Annotated in this window: 20 protein-coding genes; 3 read left to right on the top strand and 17 right to left on the bottom strand. The window is 53.0% G+C overall.

The features are described from left to right. Positions 1–122: 122 nt before the first annotated feature. The 14 genes from epsC to HCX92_RS03620 all read right to left on the bottom strand — a co-directional run bounded on the left by epsC (position 123) and on the right by HCX92_RS03620 (position 17,095). Complete coding sequence (gene epsC / locus HCX92_RS03685; protein ID WP_169293563.1) at positions 123–1,079, bottom strand: serine O-acetyltransferase EpsC; 957 nt, start codon at positions 1,077–1,079, stop codon at positions 123–125. An 82-nt stretch (positions 1,080–1,161) separates the two neighbouring features. Next, positions 1,162–2,595: an efflux transporter outer membrane subunit gene (locus HCX92_RS03680; protein ID WP_169293562.1), complete on the bottom strand. Its 1,434-nt coding sequence runs from the start codon at positions 2,593–2,595 to the stop codon at positions 1,162–1,164. Between the two features lie 10 nt (positions 2,596–2,605). Beyond that, positions 2,606–5,719, bottom strand: coding sequence for an efflux RND transporter permease subunit (locus HCX92_RS03675; protein ID WP_169293561.1), 3,114 nt, complete (start codon positions 5,717–5,719; stop codon positions 2,606–2,608). Further along, complete coding sequence (locus tag HCX92_RS03670) at positions 5,706–8,801, bottom strand: multidrug efflux RND transporter permease subunit (protein WP_169293560.1); 3,096 nt, start codon at positions 8,799–8,801, stop codon at positions 5,706–5,708. The genes HCX92_RS03675 and HCX92_RS03670 overlap by 14 nt, the downstream gene beginning before the upstream one ends. Beyond that, on the bottom strand, positions 8,798–10,009 hold the full coding sequence (locus tag HCX92_RS03665) for an MdtA/MuxA family multidrug efflux RND transporter periplasmic adaptor subunit (RefSeq protein ID WP_169293559.1): 1,212 nt from the start codon (positions 10,007–10,009) through the stop codon (positions 8,798–8,800). Before HCX92_RS03665 ends, HCX92_RS03670 begins: the two co-directional genes overlap by 4 nt. 122 nt (positions 10,010–10,131) lie before the next feature. Next, positions 10,132–10,887, bottom strand: a complete 756-nt coding sequence (zapD, locus tag HCX92_RS03660; protein ID WP_169293558.1) for a cell division protein ZapD — start codon at positions 10,885–10,887, stop codon at positions 10,132–10,134. A gap of 18 nt (positions 10,888–10,905) precedes the next feature. Further along, on the bottom strand, positions 10,906–11,541 hold the full coding sequence (coaE, locus tag HCX92_RS03655; protein WP_169293557.1) for a dephospho-CoA kinase: 636 nt from the start codon (positions 11,539–11,541) through the stop codon (positions 10,906–10,908). Positions 11,542–11,745: 204 nt separating this feature from the next. After that, positions 11,746–11,973, bottom strand: coding sequence for a response regulator transcription factor (locus HCX92_RS03650; protein ID WP_169293556.1), 228 nt, complete (start codon positions 11,971–11,973; stop codon positions 11,746–11,748). Between the two features lie 91 nt (positions 11,974–12,064). Beyond that, a complete protein-coding gene (gene panC / locus HCX92_RS03645) occupies positions 12,065–12,913 on the bottom strand; it encodes a pantoate--beta-alanine ligase (protein WP_169293555.1) in 849 nt (282 codons plus the stop codon). 32 nt (positions 12,914–12,945) lie between these two features. Then, positions 12,946–13,815 carry a ScpA family protein gene (locus HCX92_RS03640; RefSeq protein ID WP_169293554.1) on the bottom strand — a complete coding sequence of 290 codons (870 nt, stop codon included), beginning with the start codon at positions 13,813–13,815 and terminating at the stop codon, positions 12,946–12,948. 9 nt (positions 13,816–13,824) lie between these two features. After that, positions 13,825–14,013: a DUF3460 family protein gene (locus HCX92_RS03635; protein ID WP_169293553.1), complete on the bottom strand. Its 189-nt coding sequence runs from the start codon at positions 14,011–14,013 to the stop codon at positions 13,825–13,827. Between the two features lie 45 nt (positions 14,014–14,058). Next, positions 14,059–14,799 (bottom strand): amino acid ABC transporter ATP-binding protein, encoded by a 741-nt coding sequence (locus HCX92_RS03630; protein WP_169293552.1) that lies wholly within the window; start codon positions 14,797–14,799, stop codon positions 14,059–14,061. Between the two features lie 12 nt (positions 14,800–14,811). Continuing rightward, a complete protein-coding gene (locus HCX92_RS03625; RefSeq protein ID WP_169293551.1) occupies positions 14,812–15,921 on the bottom strand; it encodes an amino acid ABC transporter permease in 1,110 nt (369 codons plus the stop codon). 1 nt (position 15,922) lies between these two features. Then, the gene (locus HCX92_RS03620; protein ID WP_169293550.1) at positions 15,923–17,095 is read right to left on the bottom strand and encodes an amino acid ABC transporter permease; all 1,173 of its coding nucleotides are present in this window, start codon (positions 17,093–17,095) and stop codon (positions 15,923–15,925) included. A gap of 234 nt (positions 17,096–17,329) precedes the next feature. On the opposite strand from HCX92_RS03620, the gene HCX92_RS03615 reads away from it, so the two are divergent. The 3 genes from HCX92_RS03615 to mutY are packed head-to-tail and all read left to right on the top strand — an operon-like array spanning position 17,330 to position 19,991. Beyond that, the gene (locus tag HCX92_RS03615; protein ID WP_169293549.1) at positions 17,330–17,995 is read left to right on the top strand and encodes a cell division ATP-binding protein FtsE; all 666 of its coding nucleotides are present in this window, start codon (positions 17,330–17,332) and stop codon (positions 17,993–17,995) included. Further along, positions 17,996–18,904, top strand: coding sequence for an ABC transporter permease (locus tag HCX92_RS03610; RefSeq protein ID WP_169293548.1), 909 nt, complete (start codon positions 17,996–17,998; stop codon positions 18,902–18,904). 4 nt (positions 18,905–18,908) lie between these two features. Beyond that, on the top strand, positions 18,909–19,991 hold the full coding sequence (gene mutY, locus HCX92_RS03605) for an A/G-specific adenine glycosylase (protein ID WP_169293547.1): 1,083 nt from the start codon (positions 18,909–18,911) through the stop codon (positions 19,989–19,991). Here mutY and rodA read toward each other — a convergent pair. The 3 genes from rodA to mreD are packed head-to-tail and all read right to left on the bottom strand — an operon-like array spanning position 19,955 to position 23,717. Continuing rightward, positions 19,955–21,106, bottom strand: coding sequence for a rod shape-determining protein RodA (gene rodA / locus HCX92_RS03600; RefSeq protein WP_169293546.1), 1,152 nt, complete (start codon positions 21,104–21,106; stop codon positions 19,955–19,957). The genes mutY and rodA overlap by 37 nt on opposite strands. Continuing rightward, entirely contained in the window at positions 21,103–23,160 is a 2,058-nt protein-coding gene (gene mrdA / locus HCX92_RS03595; protein WP_169293545.1) for a penicillin-binding protein 2, read from the bottom strand. The genes rodA and mrdA overlap by 4 nt, the downstream gene beginning before the upstream one ends. Positions 23,161–23,180: 20 nt before the next feature. After that, positions 23,181–23,717 carry a rod shape-determining protein MreD gene (gene mreD, locus HCX92_RS03590; RefSeq protein ID WP_211182248.1) on the bottom strand — a complete coding sequence of 179 codons (537 nt, stop codon included), beginning with the start codon at positions 23,715–23,717 and terminating at the stop codon, positions 23,181–23,183. Between the last annotated feature and the right edge of the window lies 1 nt (position 23,718).

Below are 23,718 nucleotides of genomic sequence, written 5' to 3'. Positions count from 1 at the left end.
AAACACCACCGGTGCAGCGACTTCGGCCCGCAGGGGCGTCGGAGCAAACCGGTGGTGTTTTTTCGCCTTCTCAAGAAGAGCGGGGTATGCATTCCCACGCTGGAGCATGGGAACGAGGCCTTCTACTCTCCGTTTTTCTGAAAAAACCGCTCGTCACGGCTGGAGGCCTGGCTGACAAAACTGCCAGGGGCCACATCATGCGTTAACCAGACATTGCCGCCAATCGTGGCACCTTTCCCAATCGTTACGCGGCCAAGAATAGTCGCCCCGGCATAAATCACCACATCATCCTCAACAATCGGATGCCTTGCCAGCCCCTTATGCAGCGACCCGTCCTCTGCCACCGGAAAACTCTTCGCGCCCAACGTGACCGCCTGATACACCCGCACCCGCTCTCCGATAATCGTTGTCTCGCCAATGACTACGCCCGTGCCATGATCAATAAAAAACCCGTCACCAATCTGTGCACCGGGATGAATATCAATACCCGTCTGACTATGTGCCAGCTCGGCAATAATACGCGCCACCAGCTTGGCATCCAGCTTATAAAACTCATGCGCAATCCGGTGATAAATCATCGCCAGAATACCCGGATAACACAGCAGCACCTCATCCACACTGCCAGCGGCCGGATCACCCACATAAGCCGCATTCACATCGGTATCCAACTGGCTGCGAATCCTTGGCAGGGAAATCGAAAACGCTTTCATGATTTCCACCGCACGCTCCTCGAGCGCTTCGGCACTTAAAGTGTCATTACGATACTGATAACGGACTTCCAGCCGAACCTGGGCCAGCAACACATTCAACGCCACCCCAATGGTATAGCCCACATAATAATCTTCGGTTTCCTGCAGCAAATCATTAGGTCCCAAACGCATCGGGAACAGCGCACTGATCAGTGAATCCAGGGCTTCCCTGATCTCACTGGGAGAAGGCAAATGCCGTCCCCCGATCTCATGCTGGCGGTTTTGCGATACCCGCCACTTATGACGCGCCTCACGCAGGCCACAAACAATATCATCCAAGGGAAAAACCTGGGGGTTATCACTTTTGGAATCACACTTGAAAATCGGCATATAACACCCGTCAAAAAGGGTCAACTAAATACCACAGTTTTAACACAAGCAGGGAAAACACCGCAAACAAACCACATCAATACTATGGTGTTAACGACTCACTCCAGCCACCCCCCAACGCCTTGATCAAATCGACCGTCGTATTAAGCCGCTGATTTTCCAACTGCAAAGCCGTGCGTTCCGCCGAATAGGCCGCTGTCTCCACCTGCACCACACTTAAATAATCAATCAGGCCTGCCTCAAACTGGTTGCGGGTTATCTGCAAAGACTCGCGTGAAGCAGCCAATGCCTGCTGCTGAACCTTAATCTCACGATTGAGCACACCCAGGGTACTGATTGCATCTTCCACTTCCTGCAAGGCCGTCAAAACCGTTTGACGGTACCCGGCCACCTCGGCCTGATAAGACGCTTTGGCATAATTGATATTGGCCGCACGCGCCCCCCCGTCCAGCAGGGTCATGGCCAGCGCCGGACCCAATGACCAGAAATTAAGCGGGGAAGAAATCCAGTCTGAAAACGTGGCAGCTTGCAATCCCCCGGACAAATTCAGTTTCAAATCGGGGAACCAGGCTGACTGGGCAACCCCAATATCAGCATTGGCCTGCGCCACCTTGCGCTCGGCAGCCGCCACATCAGGCCGCCTTTGCAGTAAAGTAGCCGGCACACTGACTGGAATAGCTGGCACTTTCACTTCGAAGGCAACAGGCGCTATATTCACGCTGGACGGCAACTGTCCAGTCAGCACGGCAATCGCATTTTCCGTTCGCGCACGTTCGGCTTCAATATCAATAGCCTGCGCACGTGCATTATTCACCTGCGCCATGGCGGCCACCACATCGCCCCGTGCCGACACCCCTTGCGCATAACGGTTCCGGTTCATCCGCAATGAGCGTTCATAGGCCTGCAAAGTCCGTTCCAGCAAGCGTTTGTGCTCATCAATCATGCGCAAATTAAAATAATTCCTGGCCAGTTCCGACTGCATGCTCAGCCTGACATTGGCCAAATCAGCCGCGCTGGCCTGCTGCGCCGCCTCCTGGCCTTGCACCTGCCGGCGAACTTTCCCCCACAAGTCAAGTTCCCAGTTCAGGGATCCGCTTAAATCATATTGCGAGGTTCCCGAGCGATTGCTGCCACCCGAACGGTCATAGCCGGCACCGCTACCCAACACCGGGAAAAAACCCGAACGGGCTTGTGCCGTCAGGGCCCTGGCCGCATCATAACGGGCCACCGCCTGGGCAATACTCTGATTGGACGCATTCAGTTGCTTCATTAAATCATTCAGCACCGGCTCATTGAAGCGCTCCCACCAGTTGCCCTTGGACAAATCATCTCCAGGCCGGGCCTGTACCCAGCCATCCACCTTTTCCGCCTTGTAGGCCAGTCCTGTTTCTTGAACGGGACGCACGTAATCGGGCCCTACCGTACAGGCACTTAACAGGGCCAGTGACAGCATGGTCGCGACCCAACGGAAATACCTGCCTGGAAAACGGGAATCATTGCTCAAAGCTTCACTCATTCTTCAACCTTTAATTGTCAGTATCCGGTGCCACTTCCCCGGTACGTTTTTTCTTTCTGGCAAAGCGCCAGCGCAATTTATCCAGATACAAATAAACCACCGGTGTTGTATACAGGGTTAGCACCTGACTCAGGAACAAACCACCAACAATGGCCACGCCCAGCGGCTGACGCATTTCGACACCGGCCCCGGTTGCCAGTACCAGCGGCAAGGCACCAAACATGGCGGCCAGGGTTGTCATCATGATGGGCCTGAAACGGACAATACAGGCCTCATAAATGGCCTGCTCGGGCGAACACCCCTCCTGACGCTCTTTTTGCAGGGCAAAATCCACCATAATAATGGCGTTTTTCTTCACAATACCAATTAGCAAGAACACCCCGATCAGGGCAATCAGCGTAAACTCCATGCCCACAATCATCAGGGCCAGCAGGGCCCCCACACCCGCCGATGGCAAGGTGGACAGAATGGTAAGGGGATGCATATAACTTTCATACAGAATCCCCAGCACGATATACATCACCACCAGCGCAGCCAGAATCAACAAGGGCTGCTGACTGGTGGTTTGCTGAAACATCTGCGCATTGCCCTCGAAACCGGCCTGGATTTCATTGGTTGGCAAATTCAGACGTTCAACGGCATTTTCAATGGCATTGCTGGCCTGCTCCAAGGTAAAACCGGGTGCCAGGTTAAAAGCAATCGAATCGGAGGCCAGCAACCCCTGATGCTGCACACTTAGTGGGGCATTCGCCGTTTCAAAAGTGGCAAAAGCGGACAAAGGCACCCGATTGCCATCGGCTGTCATCAATTCTATCGTATCCAATACCCCGGCATCCTGGGCATACTGCTGCTCAACCCCCATCACCACGTGATATTGATTGAGCGCACTGTAAATCACAGACACCTGGCGCTGGCTGAACAGATTATTCAGGGAGCCGGCAATCAGATCCATGTCCACACCCAGCCGGGTCGCCATTTCACGGTCAATCACCAATTCAATCCGGCGCCCCCTGTCTTCCACGGCGGCAGTCACCTCGGTAATTTCAGGCAGGGCAGCCATGGCCCTTTGCACTTTAGGCACCCATTCGCGAAGCAATTCAAGATCACCGGACATTAAGGTATAGTCATAAGAGCCCGTTGAACCACCACCAGGCCCACCCATACGGATATCCTGCTGTGGCACCAATGACAACTGGGCTCCCGGAATAACCGGAAACTTGCGACGCAAATTGTTAATCACGTCGTTGGCCGACAATTCCCTTTGCTCAAAAGGCTTAAGCTGAATCATCAGAAAGCTGGAGTTGCTGCCACCCCGCCCGCCGGCATAACCCATTACGGTATCCACATTTGGATCTTTCAGGATTTCCTGGCGGTAAATTTCCAGTTTGGGCACCATGGCCTGAAAAGACGTGCCCTGATCCACCCGGAAAAAACCCATGATCATGCCGGTATCCTGCTGTGGAAAAAAGCCTTTGGGCACAATCACGTACAAGTAGACATTCAGGCCAATCGTCAGCAACAGCATGAGTAAGGTCAGAAACCTGAAACGCAGGGCCCAGGCCAGGGATTTCTTGTAACCGCCCAGCATTGCATCAAAAAAACGGTTCCACTGCCGGGTCAGCCAGCGTTCTTTGCGTACGGCCGGTTTGTTTTTCAGCCATTGCGCACACATCATGGGCGTCAGGGTCAGCGACACCAGCAACGACATGAGAATGGCCACCGACAGCGTGACCGCAAACTCCCGGAACAGGCGTCCCGGCAAACCACCCATCAGCAACAGGGGAATGAACACCGCGATCAGGGAAACACTCATGGTCAGTACGGTAAAACCGACTTCCCTGGCCCCCTGCAAGGCGGCCGTGAAAGGACTCACGCCCCGCTCCAGATGACGGGTAATGTTTTCCAGTACAACAATGGAATCATCCACCACAAACCCGGTTGCCACAATCAGGGCCATCAGGGAAATGGTATTGAGTGAGTACCCCAGAAAATACATGACAATGAAAGTCGCCAGCAAAGACAGAGGCACCGAAATCGCGGGAATCAGGGTAGCCCGGACATTCTGTAAAAACACCAGCACCACCAGGGTCACCAGCAGCACCGACAGAACCAGGGTAAATTCAGCCTCTGCCAGCGTTGCCCGGATACTGGGCGTGCGATCCTGGACAACATCCAGGTCCACCTGTGTAGGCAAAAGCAGGCGCAAGGCCGGCAATTCAGCCTTGACCAGTTCTACCGTTTTAATGATATTGGCCGATTCCTGCCTGCGCAGCAGCATGATAATGGCCTTTTCATCGTTGTAAAAGCCACTGTTGAAGACACTTTCGATGGAATCGTAAACCTTGGCCACGTCTTTCAGGCGTACCGCTGCGCCATCCTGCCAACGTATCACCAGGTTTTCAAAATCCGCCGCCTTGCTCAATTGCCCGTTGGTGCCAATCTGCCAGCGGTATTCTTCATTTTCCAGAAAGCCATTGGGCTTGACCGTATTGGCCGAGGTAATGGCCGAACGGACTTCATCCAGGGCAATGCCGTATGAAGCCAGCACATAAGGATTCAGGTCCACCCGCACGGCAGGCAGGGAACTGCCGCCAATCGTCACCTCGCCAATCCCTTCCACCTGGGCCAGTTTTTGCGCCAGAATGGTTGAGGCCAAATCATAAAGCTGGCCCTGGTCGAGCGTCTCGGACGTTAAGGCCAGTGCCATAATCGGTGAAGAGGACGGGTTTACCTTGCGATAAGTGGGCGGTGAGCGCATGCTGCTGGGCAACAGAGGCTGGGCGGCATTGATGGCGGCCTGCACTTCACGCGCGGCGTCATCAACATTCTTGTCCATGTCAAACTGCAGGAAGATTCGCGTACTACCCTCGGTATTGCGCGAGCTCATCGACATCAAACCGGAAATATTGCCTAGCGAGCGTTCCAGCGGGGTCGCCACGCTAGAGGCCATGTTCTCGGGACTGGCACCCGACAAGGAGGCGCTGACTGAAATCATGGGAAAAGACACTTGCGGCAAGGGAGCGACCGCCAGAAAATAATAGGCAATCGCTCCCATCACGGCAACAGCCAATGCCAGCAAAGAGGTAGCAACAGGACGGGCGATGAAGGGGCTAGACAGGCTCACTGCTTTCATCCCTTGGCGTGACCTCTGCCCGCTTGCCCAACCGGTCAAACATCAGGTAAATAACCGGAGTGGTGAACAGCGTCAGAACCTGGCTGCAAATCAGCCCACCCACCATGGCCAGGCCCAGTGGCTGACGCAATTCGGCACCGGTTCCGGTAGACAGCATCAGTGGAATCGCACCAAAAAGGGCCGCCAGGGTTGTCATGAGAATCGGCCGAAAACGCAACAGCGCCGCCTGGTGAATCGCATCCTGGGGACTCAGGCCCTGATGCCTTTCCGCCTCAAGGGCAAAGTCAATCATCATGATGGCATTCTTCTTGACAATACCAATGAGCAGGATAATGCCGATAATCCCGATCATGTCAAGCTCCCGACCAGTCATGATCAAGGCCAGCAGAGCCCCTACCGCTGCCGATGGCAAGGTGGACAAAATGGTAATGGGATGAATGTAACTTTCATACAGCACACCCAGCACAATATACATGGTAAACACCGCTGCCAGCATTAACCAGAGTGTGCTGGACAGGGACGACTCAAAGGCCTGGGCCGCCCCTTGCAAACGCATTTCCACCGAAAGCGGCATGCCAATCTGCGCCCGGACTTCGTTCACCACATCGACAGCCGAGGAAAGGGAAACGCCTTCGGCCAGATTGAAAGAAACCAGCGCGGCCGGGAACTGATCAATACGCATGACTTCAAGCAGGGTTTGCGAGTCATCAATACGCGCAATCTGAGTCAATTGCACCGGCGTGCCATTGCTGGAAGCCACATAGACATTGGCCAGATCTGCCGGTGATTGCCCATATTCCGGATCCACTTCCAGGACGACCCGGTACTGGGCCGACTGGGTGAAAATAGTGGAAATCTGACGCTGCCCGAACGCATTGTAAAGCGCTTCATCCACCTGGGACATGGACACCCCGTAACGTGCGGCGGCATCCCTGTCCACGATGACATTGGTTTGCAAACCCCCTGCCTGGTAGTTATCGGTGACGCCGGTTAACAGCGGGCTTTTCCTGAGCTGGTCGACAAATTCGGGCACCCATTGCCTGAGCAAGGCCGCATCAATGCTTGAAAGGCTGACCTGATATTGCGTGCGGGCAACCTGGGTATCAATCGTCAGGTCCTGGGCCGGTTGCAGATAAACATTGATGCCGCTTAACGGTGCAAGCCGCTCTTCAAGACGCTGCATGATTGTCGTGATACTGTCACGGTTTTCATTTGCCTTGAGCGAAACCTGCAAACGGCCGGTATTCAGGGTGGTATTGCTGCCATCAATCCCCACGAACGACGACACGGACTCGACATCCGGATCTTGCAGGACAAGCTCAACCACTTCCTGTTGACGTGCGGAGATCTGCTGGAATGAGGACGATTGCGGTGCTTCAGTAATTACCTGAATAAGGCCCGTATCCTGCTGGGGGAAAAACCCTTTGGGAATCCACCAGTATAAAAAAAGGGTCAATAACAGAGTCGCCAAGGCCACCATCAAAGTGGCACCCTGATGCCTGAGCACAATGTTGAGCAAACGATCGTAATAATGGATCAGGCCGTCAATGGCCTTGCCCATTCTGGCGTGAAAAGCGTTGTCCTTATACTCGCTTTCGGGCTTGAGCATACGGGCGCACATCATGGGGGTCAGGGTAAGGGAAATAAGCAGGGAAATCAAAATGGCCACTGCCAGGGTAATGGCAAACTCACTGAACAGCCGGCCAATCACATCTCCCATAAACAGCAGGGGAATCAGCACGGCAATCAAAGACACGGTTAGGGAAATCAGGGTGAATCCAATTTCCTGCGCCCCCCTGAGAGCCGCCTGCATGACTGTTTCGCCTTTTTCAATATGCCGGGCAATGTTCTCGATCATGACAATGGCATCATCCACCACAAAACCCGTGGCAATGGTTAACGCCATCAAGGACAGGTTATTCAGGCTGAAGCCAAGCAGGTACATCACGGCAAAGGTACCCACAATGGACAGGGGCACAACAATGGAAGGAATAATGGTGGCGCTTAAACTGCGCAGGAAGACGTAAGTCACCAGCACCACCAGGCCAATCGCCATCAGCATCTCGGACTGAACATGCGAAATGGACTGGCGAATGGTTTCGGTCCGGTCAGAGGCAATATCCACCGTGATAGAGGCAGGCAACGCCGCTTGCAATTGAGGCAGCAAGGCCTTGATATTGTCCACCACCTCGATCACATTGGCACCGGGCTGGCGCTGGATATTTAACAAAATGGCCTGTTCGTTGCCAATCCAGGCCGCCTGCCGGGTATTTTCCGCATCATTGACCACGCGGGCAACATCGCTTAAGCGCAAGGGTGCTCCATCGCGGTAGGCCAAAATAAGCGCCTCATATTCTTCGGGGGTTTTCAGCTGGCTATTGGTATAAATCGTGGTGGCGCGGCGCGGGCCATCCAGGTTGCCGGTGGGCTGGTTGATATTGGCCCCCGTCACACCACTTCTGACATCTCCCAGGGTCATGCCATTGGCCGCCAGCGCCGTTGGATTGACCTGTATGCGCACGGCCGGTCGCTGTCCACCGGCAATGCTGACCAGCCCCACCCCTGAAATTTGTGACAGTTTTTGCGCCATCCGGGTTTCAACCAGGTCACGGGCTTCATACAAGGGCAAGGTAGGTGAGGTGATTGCCAGCGTCACCACCGGTGAATCGGCCGGGTTTACCTTGTTGTACACCGGTGGCATGGGCATGTCAGCGGGCAACAGATTGGAAGCGGCATTAATCGCAGCCTGCACCTCTTGCTCGGCCACACTCATTTCCAGCGACAGGGAAAACTGCAGGGTAATGACCGAAGCGCCCCCCGAGCTGGAGGAGCTCATTTGAATCAGGCCGGGCATTTGCCCGAACTGTCGCTCAAGCGGTGATGTAACCAGTGACGCCATGGCATCAGGGCCCGCCCCCGGATATAGAGACACCACCTGGATGGTGGGGTAATCGACTTCGGGCAAAGCGGAAATGGCCAGTTGACGGTAAGCGGCTATCCCGGTCAGGAAAAGGGCCACCATCAGCAAGGTAGTGGCTACCGGACGAAGAATGAAAGCGCGTGAGATATTCACTGGATAATCTCTATTTTTGAACCATTACGCAAGCGGTCAACCCCTTCGGTGATAATCTGCTCACCCAAGGCAACGCCTTCCAGGATCTGAGTATAGATGCCATCAGTCACACCCAGCTTGACCGGCACCATTTCCGCGGTATTGTCCTTGCCCACCCTGAATAAAAACGGTCCGTTTGAACTGTTCTGGATCGCATCGGTGGAAATGACCATTGCCTGTGGAACCTGACGGATTTTCAGCCGGGTATTGACAAACTGATTGGGGAACAGCCGCTCGTCTTCATTGGAAAAATTGGCTTTAAGCTTAATCGTACCTGTACTGACATCCACCAGGTTATCCATGGATACCAGCTCTCCAGTCGCCAGCTCCTGGCGGTTATCGCGGTCCATCAGGGTGACTTCCAGCTTTGCTCCCTTGGCATATTGGGTTGCCACCTCGGCAAGATGAATTTCAGGCATGGAGAACACAACCGAAATAGGCTTGACCTGGGTAATACTCACCAGCGCATCTGTTGAATTGGCAGTTACCAGGTTGCCAATATCGACATTTCGCAAACCCAGACGACCGTCAATGGGCGCCAATACCTTGGTGTACTCAAGATTCAGTTTGGCTTCATCCACCGCTGCTTTGTCGCTATAAGCCTGGGCTTCCAGCCGCTGCACCAGCGCAGCCTGCGTATCCACCTGCTGACGGGCGATAGAGTCCTGTTTGAAAAGTGTCTGGTAACGCTTCAGATCCTGCCGCGCATTGGCCAGTTCCGCTGCATTCCGGGCCTGTTGCCCCTGGGCCTGCTGAAGCTGTATCTGGAAAGGACGCGGATCAATCTCAAACAGCAAATCGCCCTGTTTGACTTCCTGCCCTTCGGTAAAGGCAATATTTACAATGGGTCCGCTTACCTGGCTCCTGACCCCTACCGTGTTGAAAGCGGTTACCGTACCCAAGCCGGGTACCCTGACTTCCATATCTTTTTGCTGAACGGTTTCAACCCTGACGGGGGTAACCATCGCACCGCGCGCACCGGCTCCCGGGCCATTACGGGATAAGGGTGGGCCACCGGCACCTTGAGACTGTGTGGTGGCATTGTCACCCGAAGGGTCATTGGAAAAATATTGCCACCCGTAATAGCCGCCAATAACAATCAAGACAAATATTGCCAGCTGCAGACGTTTAGATGTTTTTGGTACATTTTCTTGTGTTTGATTGGCCATTGCTCAACAATTCGTAATTAAAAATCAATAGACGATATTGTGAACCATCTACGCAAGGTCTGGCTACCTTACCCCGAAAATTTGAAATAAATTGCAATACCTAAAACACAGTGAAGATGGACTCAAACGTTGCAAAGCGCAATTTTAAACGCTATTGGGCTGGTGACCAATTCTGTTTTCTGTTCGGGCGAGAACTGATGAAAACGAATCCAGATAATATATTTGTTGGCACTGATTTCAGGGTAAGTGCGAATATGCTCGGGTACCCACACCCGGATTAACTGATAGATCTTACCCCCCAGCATTTCCTGGTAAACACCTCCTTCCTGGGTGTTGGCCTCAACGGGATGACCCGATTCACGCAACGTTTTCAGCACCTGGGCCACACCATCATACAAGGGTATGAAAGGCCTGATCCAGCTCAGCAATGAAGCCTTGCGCTCTTCTTCAGGAAACAGCTGCCAGGCGGAATACGACGGCATGTCCATTTGGGAGGTGCCGCCTGGAATGGCAAAACGGTTTTTCAGGCTCATCAGCCATTCATTTTCGCGGGTTGACTGGCCTATGCGCCCGGTACCCGACAAGGCGGCGGACACACGATCCAGATCGGCAATGGCCTGATTCAGGGCCTCGGTATCGACATCGGGATAATTGCGATAAGCCTCGAGATTGGTTTTCTGTTTGTCGATATCCTGCAAAATGCCCGTACGCACTTCGGCACGATCACACGAATCCATGATTTCAAACAAGACCGACAAAGCCACATGCTGCTGCATGGGATCGGACGCCCCGGCAAATGCAAACAATCGCTTGAACAGATACTCCAGTCGCATGACAGAGCGGATTCTCTCGTTAAATGGATACTCGTATAAAATCAAACTGACTCCTTTCTACATTCAGTCCACACTCGCACTGGCAAGCTTGCGCGCCGACAACAACCATTTTTGATGTAGCGCAAAAGCACGCTCCTGCAATTGCTCATGGGTGATTCCCCTGCCATTAAATATCACTTCGTTGGCAACTGCAAGTCTTTGTTCACGGCTGGCCTGTGCCTTGAGAATATTCATGATCGCCTCGACAGACAATCCACTTCTTTTTTGCACCCGCTGAATCTGCTCAGACTCTTCGCAATCCACCACACAAATAACGTTCAGCAAATCCTTGTATTTATGGAGCGATTCCACCAACAGGGGGATATCGTAAATCACGTATTCGCCCGTGGCATTGGTGGTCTTGCTGAGCATTTCCTGTCTGATGAGGGGATGGATAATCGCTTGCAATGTATGACGCACACTGTCATCTTCGAAAGCCCGCTGCCGCATATAAGCCCTGTCCATGCCCCCCTTGGCATTAATAGCCTGGCTGCCAAAGGCCTCGTGGATGGCGGCAATCGCCTTGCCACCCGGTCCGGTCAGTTCATGAGACAGGGCATCGGCATCAATAATGGTGACATTCCATTGCGCAAACAAACGGCAAACGGTTGATTTTCCGGATCCAATTCCACCGGTTATACCCACCTTGAATTTTTCCATGATGCTTTACATTTTAATAACAGATAAACGGATTTGCCCTGTTACAGGCTGGCAGGCCATAAAAATGTCCCCTTCACGCAAGATGCCGACGTGAAACCGGAAACAAAAAACCCGGCCTGCGTACAATGTACACCAAACCGGGTTGACACGCCATAAACACTTTGGACTTACCGATTTGCCTTAAGCAAGGCGTGACTGAATCGGTCAGAGCGACTCAAGGGTTGTACACCCATAGAGCAGATGAACCAGATTCCTGACCTTCATTTTCCGAAAAATATGCGCCCGATGGGCTTCTATGGTTCTTTCTGTTACACCAAGCATGCCTGCCACGACCTTGTTGGGCAGCCCCTTGCCAAGCAGCTTGAGCACTTCTTTTTCTCGTGGAGTCAGTTGTGCCATTTTTTGCATCATTGTCGAATTTGAGTTGATCATATAACCTCCTTAACTCTTATATAAGACTCAAAAAGATTATATGAACCCCTTGCTCATTTGACACCTACCCTTTTAGGTAGGTACGGGACAATTACAGCTCAATTTCCAGATTATCAATAAGGCGGGTCGCCCCCAGCTTGGCCGCAGCCAATACCACCAAAGGCGTTTTATTGGCAATTTCCTGGGCCGTTGGCACATGCAGGTCAAGTTGCTTTCTGACAGAGACGTAATCCACTTCCCAGCCACGCTGGGTCAGTGTGTTTCGGGCAAACTCATCCAGGGCGGCCGGTTCGGTTTCACCGGCCAGCAACCTGTCTTTGACCTGGTTAAGCGTGGCATACAGGAAAGGGGCCTCGGCACGCTCGGCATCGCTTAAGTAACGATTGCGCGAAGACAGCGCCAGCCCGCTTGGTTCACGCACTGTTTCATGCGCATAAATGGTCACGGGCAACTGGAACTGGCGGCACATGTTACGCACAATCATGAGTTGCTGGTAATCTTTTTTCCCGAACACCGCCACTTTGGGCTGCACACAGGAAAACAGCTTCAGCACCACGGTTGTCACGCCCTCAAAAAAGCCGGGACGAAACTCACCCTCAAGGACATTGCCCAGGTCGGAAGGGGTTTGCACGCGATAGCTTTGCGGTTCCGGATACATTTCCTTGACGGAAGGCGCAAACAGCACATAGACATCACGCCGCTCTTCCAGTTTGGCAATATCCGCCTCAAGGGTACGCGGATATTTGTCAAAGTCCTCGTTGGGGCCAAACTGCAACGGATTCACGAAAATACTGGCAACGACCGGGTCTCCGTGCTGCCGGGCAAGACGCATCAAGGACAAATGCCCTTCGTGCAGGTTTCCCATAGTGGGCACAAAGGAAGCCCGTAGCTGGCCACGCAGCTGATCCCTTAATTCCTCAATGGTGTGAACTACTTTCAATTGTCTTCCTTTCTTATTTATACAAGGTCAATTTATTCAACGGCAATTGTATAGGCAAGCCGTACATAGATGGGCGCATATGGCTCGGCCTGGGTGATTTCCAACAGCGATTCGCGGGCCAGTTCCAGCATCGCGATAAAATGCACCACAATGACGGCGGCCGGTTCGCCTTCATTGACCCTTTCCATGAACAGGTCGGTAAACTCCATGAAGCGGGTATCCGACAATCTGCGCAGAATATGCGTCATGTGGTCACGGACCGACAGCTGCTCCCGGGTAATCTGATGATGGGCATTCAGTTTGGCCCGTTTCATGATATCTTGCCAGGCCAGCCTGAGATCATCGGCGCTGACCTCGGGCAGCATGCGCTCCACACTTAAATCCATCTGCGCATTGGCACGCTCGAAATCGCGCCCCAACAGCGGCAGGGCATCCAGTTTTTGGGCGGCCAGTTTCATTTGCTCATATTCAAGCAAGCGCCGCACCAGCTCGGCACGGGGATCTTCCACTTCTTCGCCATTGTCCGACTTGCGAACCGGCAACAGCATTCTGGACTTGATCTCGATCAGCATGGCTGCCATCAATAAATACTCGCCAGCCAGCTCCAGATTCTGGTTACGGATCTGATCGACATAGCTCAGGTACTGACGGGTGACCTCGGCCATGGGAATGTCAAGCACATTGAAGTTTTGCTTGCGGATCAGGTACAGCAGAAGATCCAGTGGCCCCTCGAAAGCTTCCAGGAATACCTCAAGGGCATCGGGAGGAATGTACAGGTCTTGCGGGATATTGAACAGGGGCTCACCGTACAGACGAGCCAAAGCGACCGTATCCACCACATCGGGGGTACTGTCTATCTCGGGGTCCACCAGTGTATCGATTGCCGCAGAGGCCACTGCCATGGGAATGGCTTAGTTCGTTTGATAGACGTAGGGTTTCTGGGGAACACGGGCGACCTTGAATTGCTTGAGCAGTTCGGCATCCTGCTGCTTGTCCCACAAAAGCGCACGTCCTTCCAGCTGACGCTTTTCAGTGTCGGGGTGTTTGGTTTTATACTCGTTAATAAACCGGGTAATATCTGATTCGTAATGTTGTGCCATGATCACTTACGCAAAAATAAACTAAAACGAAAGTTTACTGCATTTCTAGTGCAAAATCTGGCTTAAAAACAGTTTGGTCCTTTCGTGCACCGGATGATCAAAAAACGCGTCTGGCGTATTTTCTTCCACAATTTGCCCCTCATCCATAAAAACCACCCGGTCGGCCACTTTTCTGGCAAAACCCATTTCATGGGTCACACATAGCATGGTCATACCCGATTCTTCAGCCAGGGTCACCATGACATCCAGCACTTCCTTGACCATTTCAGGGTCAAGCGCCGAGGTGGGCTCATCAAACAGCATGACCTTGGGACTCATGCACAAAGAGCGGGCAATGGCCACCCGCTGCTGTTGGCCGCCCGACAATTGGCCGGGATATTTGTGTGCCTGTTCGGGAATCCGGACCCGTTCAAGATATTTCATGGCCACCGCCTCAGCCTCGGATTTGGGCATTTTCAAGACCCAAATGGGTCCCAGCGTGAGGTTCTCAAGCACGGTTAAATGAGGAAACAGATTAAAGTGCTGGAACACCATGCCCACATTGCGACGTACCTGCTCGATATTTTTCAGGTTATTGCTTAACTCGACACCATCCACAATAATCCGGCCTTCCTGGTGTTCTTCCAGGCGGTTGATGCAGCGAATCAGGGTGGATTTTCCGGAACCTGACGGCCCGCAAATCACAATCCGCTCACCGGGTGCGACCGACAGGTTGATATCCCTGAGCACATGGAATTTTCCGTACCACTTGTTGACATTTTCCATACGGATAATCATATCTGACACACCAGGCTCCTTTTAACGCTTGTATCCCGTATCCAGGCGAGCCTCAAGATTTTTGGCGTAGCGGGACATGGCAAAACAGAAAACAAAATAAATAAGTGAAATAAACAAATAGGCCTCGACGCTGAAGCCCTGCCAGAGCGGATCGGCCAAAGCTGCCTTGGCCGATAGCGTCAGGTCATAAATACCGATGACCACCACCAGCGAGGTATCCTTGAACAGGGCAATAAAAATACTGACCATGGGTGGGATCACGATTTTCAGGGCCTGGGGCAAAACAATTTTGTACATTTGCTGCCAGTAAGTCAGGCCCAGCGACTCGGCACCTTCAATTTGTCCCTTGGGAATGGCCTGCAGGCCACCGCGCACGGTTTCTGCGATATAGGCAGCGGTAAAGAGGATAATGGCAATTTGTGCGCGCAGCAGCTTGTCAATCGTGACTCCTTCAGGCAGGAACAGCGGCAGCATGACCGACGACATGAACAGCAGACTGATCAGGGGCACCCCCCGGATGATTTCAATATACACCACACATAAGGCCTTGATGGCAGGCATGTTTGAACGTCGCCCGAGCGCCAGCAAAACGCCTAAAGGGAAAGCCAGACCAATGCCAAAAGTGGCCAGAATCAAGGTAAGTGGCAAACCACCCCAACGGCTGTTATCAATGGGACTCAAGCCCAGCACTCCGCCCCACATCAGGATGGCAACCGAACCCAGGCCTGCCAGCCATATCAGCAGCAGCCATTTATTCCAGAAAACGCGGATGGCGCTGCAAATGATGATCGCCACCAGAATCACCATGGCCAGCAAGGGGCGCCACTGTTCGTCATAAGGATAGGTGCCAAACAGGATAAGACGGTATTTTTCCCGGATAAAAGCCCAGCAGGCGCCTTCACTTCCCCGGCATTCGGTGCCGCTGCCTGCCGTGAAATTTGCCTTAAGCCAAACCCATTCGATCAGCCAAGGCGCCGTCATTAGCAAAAACCAGAGCGCCAGTGCCGTGATCAGGATACTGAGGGGCGAAGAAAAAAGATTCTTGTGCACCCAGCCAAAAACACCACTTTCATTTTTGGGCGGAGGACGCCTGCCTGGCTGAACGGGGCCGGTCAATGTGTGCTGACTCATTTTAACGCTCCACCAGGGCGATATGCCGGTTATACCAGTTCATGAATACCGAAATGGATAAACTGACCGTGAGATAGGCCGCCATGATGATCAACACGCCTTCAATGGCCTGTCCGGTCTGGTTCAGGGTAGTGTTAACCACCGAAACAATATCGGGATAACCAATGGCAACCGCCAGCGAACTGTTTTTGGTCAGGTTCAGGTAAGTACTGGTCAGAGGAGGAATCATGACACGCAAGGCCTGCGGCAAAATAACCAGCCTCAATACCCGGGCTTTACCCAGCCCGATAGAACTGGCGGCCTCCCACTGTCCGCTCCCGATACTTTGAATACCCGAACGGACAATTTCCGCCACAAATGCAGACGTATAAATAACCAAACCGGCCAGCAAGGCCGACAACTCAGGAGAAATGGACAGGCCGCCGGTAAAATTGAATCCCCTGAGTTCGGGGTATTCCAGCGCCAGCGAAGCACCACCCAGAAAATAGCCAATAAAGGGAAAAACCAGCAACATGAGCAGACCAGTGCTTAAAACCGGAAACGTTTTCCCGGTTTTTTCCTGGTGCCTGCGTGACCGGTAATAAAAAACAAACGTACAGAGCGCGGCCAGAAGCAGGCCATATAATATCCAGCTCAGGGAATCCCCCTGGAGCGCGGGAAACTTGAGCCCCCGATTGGACAGGAAAACGCCCTCAACCGGACGAAGGGCCTGTCGGGGACCGGGCAGGTTTTCGGTAATCAGGACATACCAGAAAAACAGCTGGATCAGCAAGGGCACATTGCGGATGACTTCAACATAAACGGTCGCCAAGCGGCCAACCAGCCAGTTCATTGACAGCCTGGCCACACCGATAATCGTACCCAGCAGAGTGGACAGGACAATCCCCAAAGCGGAGACCTGCAGGGTATTGACAATACCCACCAATATGGCGCGTTTATAGGTGTCGGCCGGTGAATAGGCGATAGAGGATTCGCCAATCGCAAAACCGGCCTCCCGGTCAAGAAAGTCAAACCCGGTTGTAATATTGCGAACGGAAAGATTATGCATGGTGTTGGTAACCAGATACCAGGCCACATACGCCACGATACCCAATACGGCAATCTGGTAAACAATGGCGCGGAATGCAGGATCATTCCATGAAATTTGTATTTTATTTGTTTTTTTGGAAGTCATAAGCATTAACTTTACAAACCAATGCGCCTTTGTAACCCAAACATCGCCTGTTTGTATAGTCTTATGACCTTATAAACTTATAGCCCTCAAGACAGAAACCGGCCTGCCATACATTCACCGACCGGTATTACCCTTTGGCAGACAGACCGGCCGTAAAGAATGCCATCATTGGTATAAAATGCAGGTATTATGTGCATTTGCATTAATGTGCCCGATTCCCTAACCTGAACCAACATGATTGAATTCAAGCACGTTTTCAAGTCCTATGGCCAAAGCGCCAATATTCTGGCTGATATCAACTTCAACATTTCACGCGGTGAGTTTGTTTTTGTGTCCGGCCCGTCAGGTGCGGGCAAATCCACCCTGCTCAAGCTGATTGGCGGACTTGAACCGCCTACCCGCGGATCCATTATGGTTAACGGACAAAGCCTTGACAGCATGCCTGCCAGGGAACGTCCTTATCTGCGCCGTGCGGTTGGCATCATTTTACAGGACACACACCTGCTCTATGACCGCAATGCCTTCGAAAATGTCATGCTACCCCTGGCCGTGATGAACCTTGATTATAAAAAAGCCGCCTCAAGAGCACGCGCCGCGATTGCCAAGGTGGGCCTGTCGGGCAAGGAAAAACTCAATCCCATTGCGCTCTCAGGCGGAGAACAGCAACGCCTGGCAATTGCCCGTGCCATCGTTAACCGCCCTGCCATCCTGATTGCCGACGAACCCACCGCCAACCTGGACCAGGACAATGCCAACCGCATTCTCGAGGTGTTCCGCGATTTCAATCGGGTAGGTGTGACCACCCTGATCGCCTCCCACGACATGCCCTTGCTGCAACGCCATGCCAACCGGACCCTGCTGCTGGAGCCCGGCCGTTTCAAAGACCTGGGGAAACACTGAATGAACACCTGGCTTAGACATCATCTTTACGCTATTCGCATTGCCGCACTCCGTCTGCTGGGCACGCCATTTTCATCACTCACCAATATCATCGTCATCGCCCTGGTATTGACTTTACCCCTGCTGGCAAGTGCCATGCTGGTTTCCATGCAACCCATTGCCCGCAATATATCCGTCAATCCGGCCATTTCCCTGTTCATGAAAGAAGCAACCACGATTGAACAGACCCGTACCGTAGCCAGCCAGCTGAAAAACGAACACAGCCAGTCAATCCTGACACTGGAAGTGGTCGACAAGGCCGATGCCCTGCAATCACTGAAGGCGTCTGAATCCTGGTCAGACGCACTTAAGGTTCTGCCACAAAACCCCTTGCCCCATTCCATTATCATCACCCTTTCCGATGAGGCCAGCCCCACCGAAAAGGCCGAAGAGCTGGCAGAGGTATGGAGCAAGCTGCCCGACGTTGACGTACTGCAATTTGACAGTGCCTGGGTACAAAAACTGGAAGCCATTCTTTCTTTCATACGGATTGTGCTGGGGCTGCTGGCCGCCGGGGTGGCCCTTATCGTCATTACCACCATTTTCAATACCGTCCGCATGCAGGCACTGGTCCAGCGTGATGAAATTGCGGTTGCCCGCCTAGTCGGCGCCACCGAATCCTTTGTGCGGCGTCCCTTCCTGTATTTTGGTGCCATCACGGGCCTGACGGCGGGTTTGCTGGCTGTCGTGCTCACCACCATTACCCTGGGCTTTTTAAATCAGGCCATTACCCTGCTTTCCAACAGCTATGGCATCCCGTTCAGTGTTACCCTGCCCTCCGCTTCATGGCTGGCGCTTACCATTGCGCTGGTCATGCTGATTGCCGCCACTGCGGCCCGCTGGTCGGTAACCCGTCACTCACATTTCTAAACACATGCAATTTGCCGATCTTATCGTTGCCTGGCAGAAAAGCCATGGCAGACACCATCTGCCATGGCAGAACACGCAAGACGCCTATAAAGTATGGTTATCTGAAATCATGCTGCAACAAACCCAGGTAGCCACGGTCATTCCGTACTATGCGCGTTTTCTGGCCGCTTTCCCCACGATCCACAGCCTGGCTGCGGCCTCCCGGGATGAGGTACTGGCGCTATGGGCAGGCCTGGGCTACTATGCCCGCGCCCGGAATTTGCATAAATGCGCCCAAGCCGTCGTGACCCAATGGCAGGGCGAGTTTCCCCGGCAGGCACAAGACATCATGAGCCTGCCCGGCATTGGCAAATCCACCGCCCATGCCATTGCCGCTTTTTGCTTTGGTGCAAAAACGCCCATCATGGATGGCAATGTCAAAAGGATTTTCACCCGTTACTACGGGATTGAAGGACAGACAAACAAACGGGAAATTGAAAACCGCTTATGGGAACAGGCCGAGGAAAACATTAAACAAGCGGATAAAAACCTGGATATGTCCGCCTATACCCAAGGCCAAATGGACCTGGGCGCCACCCTGTGCACCCGCAGCAAACCCAAATGCGAGGCCTGCCCGTTGCAGTCATCCTGTTATGCCTATCGTGAAAACAGGCAGGCAGAACTGCCCACTCCCAAAGCCAAAAAAACCGTTCCGGTGCGCTCGGTCAATATGCTGGTCTTGCAGCACGAGGATCGCATCCTTATTCAGCAGCGCCCCGAACAGGGCATCTGGGGAGGGCTGTGGTCATTACCCGAATTTACTGATGAACAAGCGCTGCAAAGCCTGCAAAACGATTGGCAACAGGCGCGGCAAACCGCCCTTAAAATGGCAGCTTTCGAACACGTATTCACCCATTTCAAACTGCATATACAACCGTACTGGCTTAAATGCAGCCATCTTCCATTAAGGGAAGAAAATGGCAACCCCGGCAGGCATCAGTGGCTGCCCCTGGACCAACTGGAAACCACGGCCTTGCCAGCCCCTATCCTGAAACTGCTGCAAGGCCTGCATCAGTTTTCAGGCACTGTGGATTTACTGGGCTCATAATTTGAAATACTCATTAACAGCCCACAGGCAAAGCCCAGGGTTACCAGGGCCGTTCCACCATAACTCATGAATGGCAGGGGCACCCCGACAATCGGCAAAATACCCATGACCATGCCCATATTCACAAAAACATAAACAAAGAACATCATGGTCAGGGCACCGGCCAGCAAACGGCCAAACTGGGTTCTTGCCTTCAGGGTAATGAAAAAGCCGCGCAACAACAGCAGGGAATACAAAATCAACAACAGTATGCCACCATACAGGCCGAATTCTTCGGCGAACACGGCAAAGATGAAGTCGGTTGTGCGTTCCGGAATGAAGTCCAGATGGGTTTGCGTACCCTGCATGTAACCCTTGCCGTAAATGCCGCCGGAACCAATCGCGATCATCCCCTGAATGGTATGAAAGCCCTTGCCCAGCGGATCGGTACTGGGATCAAGTAAGGTGCACACCCGATGTTTCTGGTACTCATGCAGCACAACCCAGTCAAAACCGGGGGCACAAAGCGTTTGCTCATAGTACAGAATCAGGACCAGTACGGTTACCCCAAAAAAAAACAGAGGGGCCAACAACTTGAACGACAACCCTGCAAAATAAATCACAAAAAAACCGGTCGCAAACACCAGCAAGGCTGTCCCCAGATCGGGCTGCTTGACAATAAGGATAAACGGCAACAGCAGCAATACGCCAGCCGCAAAAAAATCAATCACACGCAGCCTGGCCCTGTGCTTGTCAAAATACCAGGCCAGCATCATGGGAACCACCAACTTCATCATTTCAGAGGGCTGAATAACCGTCACACCCACATTCAGCCAGCGGGTGGCTCCCTTGTTGGTGATGCCAAAGAACTCCACCCCCAGCAAAAGGATTATCCCCAACAGGTAAAATGGAATGGCCATCTTCATCATTTTGGACAGGGGTATCATGGCCACCACCCACATAACGACAAAGGCCACCAGAAAATTGCGCCCCTGACCGGCAAAGCGCCAGTCGGTGCCCCCCACTGCCGAATGCATGACCGTCATGCCCAGGCCGGACAACAAAGCCAGAATCAGCAACAACGGCCAGTCTATGCAACGCAGGGAACCAAGAATCCAATTCATTACCCGGCTCATCGTGCACCTGCCTCATTATTTTGCGTATCTTCCCGGCCATTCCTGTTTATCTCGACAGGTGCCAGAATTTCAGGTGTATGTCCCGGTGCATTGTCATCCGGGTTGGCAGGAATGTCTTCCGGCAGCACCAGATCGGGCGAAACCTCTTCCTGCTGTTCCGTATCATCAAAACTGGGGATGTACTCGGGAATATTGGCCCGTTCAGGTGCCAGCCAGTAATCAAAAACCTTGCGGGCAATCGGTGCGGCCACACTGGAGCCCCAGCCACCATTCTCAACAATCAGGGCCACCGCAATCTGGGGGTTTTCAACCGGCGCGAATCCCATATATAAAGCATGGTCATGCAGGCGTTTGTTAAGCGCTTCAGCCTTGTACTTGGTACCCTTCAAACTAAAAACCTGGGCCGTACCGGTTTTACCGGCTGAGTCATAATTGGTGCCGGCAAAAATCCTTCGGGCCGTGCCTTTGGCATTCACTTCGGCCAATGCCGCCTTGACCAGATCAATGTGTTCCTGCGCCACATCCACCGTGTACTCGGGCTCAGAGACGGTTTGCTCGACCGTTTTCAGGACCGGGTTTTCTATCCAGTTAACCAGATGTGGCTTGGTATACACGCCATTGGCCGCCAATGTGGCCGTCGCCTGCGCAAGCTGGGTAATCGTCAGCGAATTATATCCCTGCCCCACCGAAACCGAAATGGTATCGCCCGGAATCCATTTTTGCTGGGCCGGATTCTTGAATGCTTTTTTCTTCCACTCGCGTGAAGGCAAAATCCCTTTTTTCTCATGCATCAAATCAATGCCGGTTTTCTTGCCAAATCCGAATTGCTCTGCAAAGTCATGCAAGGCATCTACACCAATCAGGGGACCGAGGCTAAAAAAGTACGTATCTGACGACACCACAATGGCTTTATGCATATTGGTTGGCCCATAGGCAGCCCCCCCTGCATTGCGGAACCGCTGGCCACCATACTCAAAATAACCGGGATCGGGAATTTTGGCATTGGGGTCGCGCACACCCAGCTTCAAGGCAGCCAGGGCTACAAAGGGCTTATAAGTGGAACCAATGGGGAAGGTACCGTAAATGGGCCGGTCAATCAGGGGATGGTCGGGAGAGTCTGACAAGCGACGCCAGTTTTCAACATCAATGCCATCCACAAACAAATTGGGATCATAAGAAGGTGCCGATACATAGGCCAGCACCTGCCCGTTACGCGGATCGATGGCCACCAGGGCGCCCCGCTTGGGATCTTTGGGGTCGTTATAAATGCCCTCGACCAGTTTTTGCAAACCCATATCCAGCGACAGGCGCAGATTATCGCCCGGAATGGGGTCGGTTCTTTTCAATACCCGGACCGGTTTGCCGGAAGCGGCAATTTCCACTTCCTCCCAACCTGTTTTTCCGTGCAGCCGCTCTTCGTAGCTGGCTTCAATTCCTTTTTTGCCGATAACCTCGGTACCCCGATAATTACCCTCTAGCCCTTTTTCTTCAAGCTGCTCCTGATCCCGCTCGGAAATCCGGCCAACGTATCCAATCACGTGGGCCGCCGATTCCCCCTCAGGGTACTCCCGTACCCAGCGTGCCTTCAGGCTGACGCCCTTGAACTTGTAGGAATGGGCGGCAAAAGTGGCCGCCTCATCGTCGGTCAGGTTGCTTTTAAGCAGAACCGAGGCAAAACGGTTTGAGCTGCCCAGCCGGCGCTTGAAGCGTCTTAACTCAAGCGGGGACAAGTGAATGATCTGCTCAAGCTGTTCGAGCATTTTAGAAACATCCCCAACCTGCCCGCGCACCATTTCAAGCGTATAGTCTCGATGACTGCGGGCCAGGACGACACCGTTGCGGTCCACGATATCACCCCGACGAGGCGTAATAGGCACAAGCGTAATACGGTTTTTTTCGGCCCTTTCCGACAGCCCCTGGTAGCGCTCAACCTGCAAAACCCACAAGCGGTTAACCAGAATACCAAAACACAACAGTACAAACAGCACCGCCACCACTACCCGGGTAATCAGTTGCCGTCGCTGTACCAGTGCCTGCTTCCTGAATTCAAACATAGATCTTTCCTGCCATAAGGTTAAATGGTTGCATCATCGTCTTCCACCGGACGCAATGGCAGTTTCAGGATAAGATCGGCAGCCAGCCACAACACCCCTGTAATCACACCGGACCAAATCCAGAGCCAACCGGGCCAGACACCGGCAAACCACGCCTGCATCAGGCGACTGGGAATAGGCGCGAGAACAAAAATCGGAAACATGTGAATAAGCTGGCTAATGACCCCGAACCGCATCATTCGTTTACGAATCCTCAAGGTACCGTAAATGATCAACACATAAGTCAGGGCATGTTCACCCAGGATATTCATGTCATGGACATCCATCAGGAAGCCAAAGCAAAAGGCGGCAAGCAGACCCACTCCCCTTACTTCATGCGCACACCAGAATGCCAGGACCAGAATCAGCAAATCAGGAGAGCCCTCCCAGCTGCGCCAGGGGAGCATGGATGCCATCCAGACAAATACAATCGTGCCCCAGCCATACACGGGATTGACCATGTAAGAATAATGGGTGGATTGCAGCGGTTGCAGCGATTTCAGGTTTTTATTCGCCATG

The sequence above is a fragment of the Advenella sp. EE-W14 genome (genome assembly GCF_012923605.1).
Lineage (GTDB): Bacteria > Pseudomonadota > Gammaproteobacteria > Burkholderiales > Burkholderiaceae_B > Advenella > Advenella alkanexedens.
This window is presented reverse-complemented; position numbering and strand designations above follow the sequence as displayed.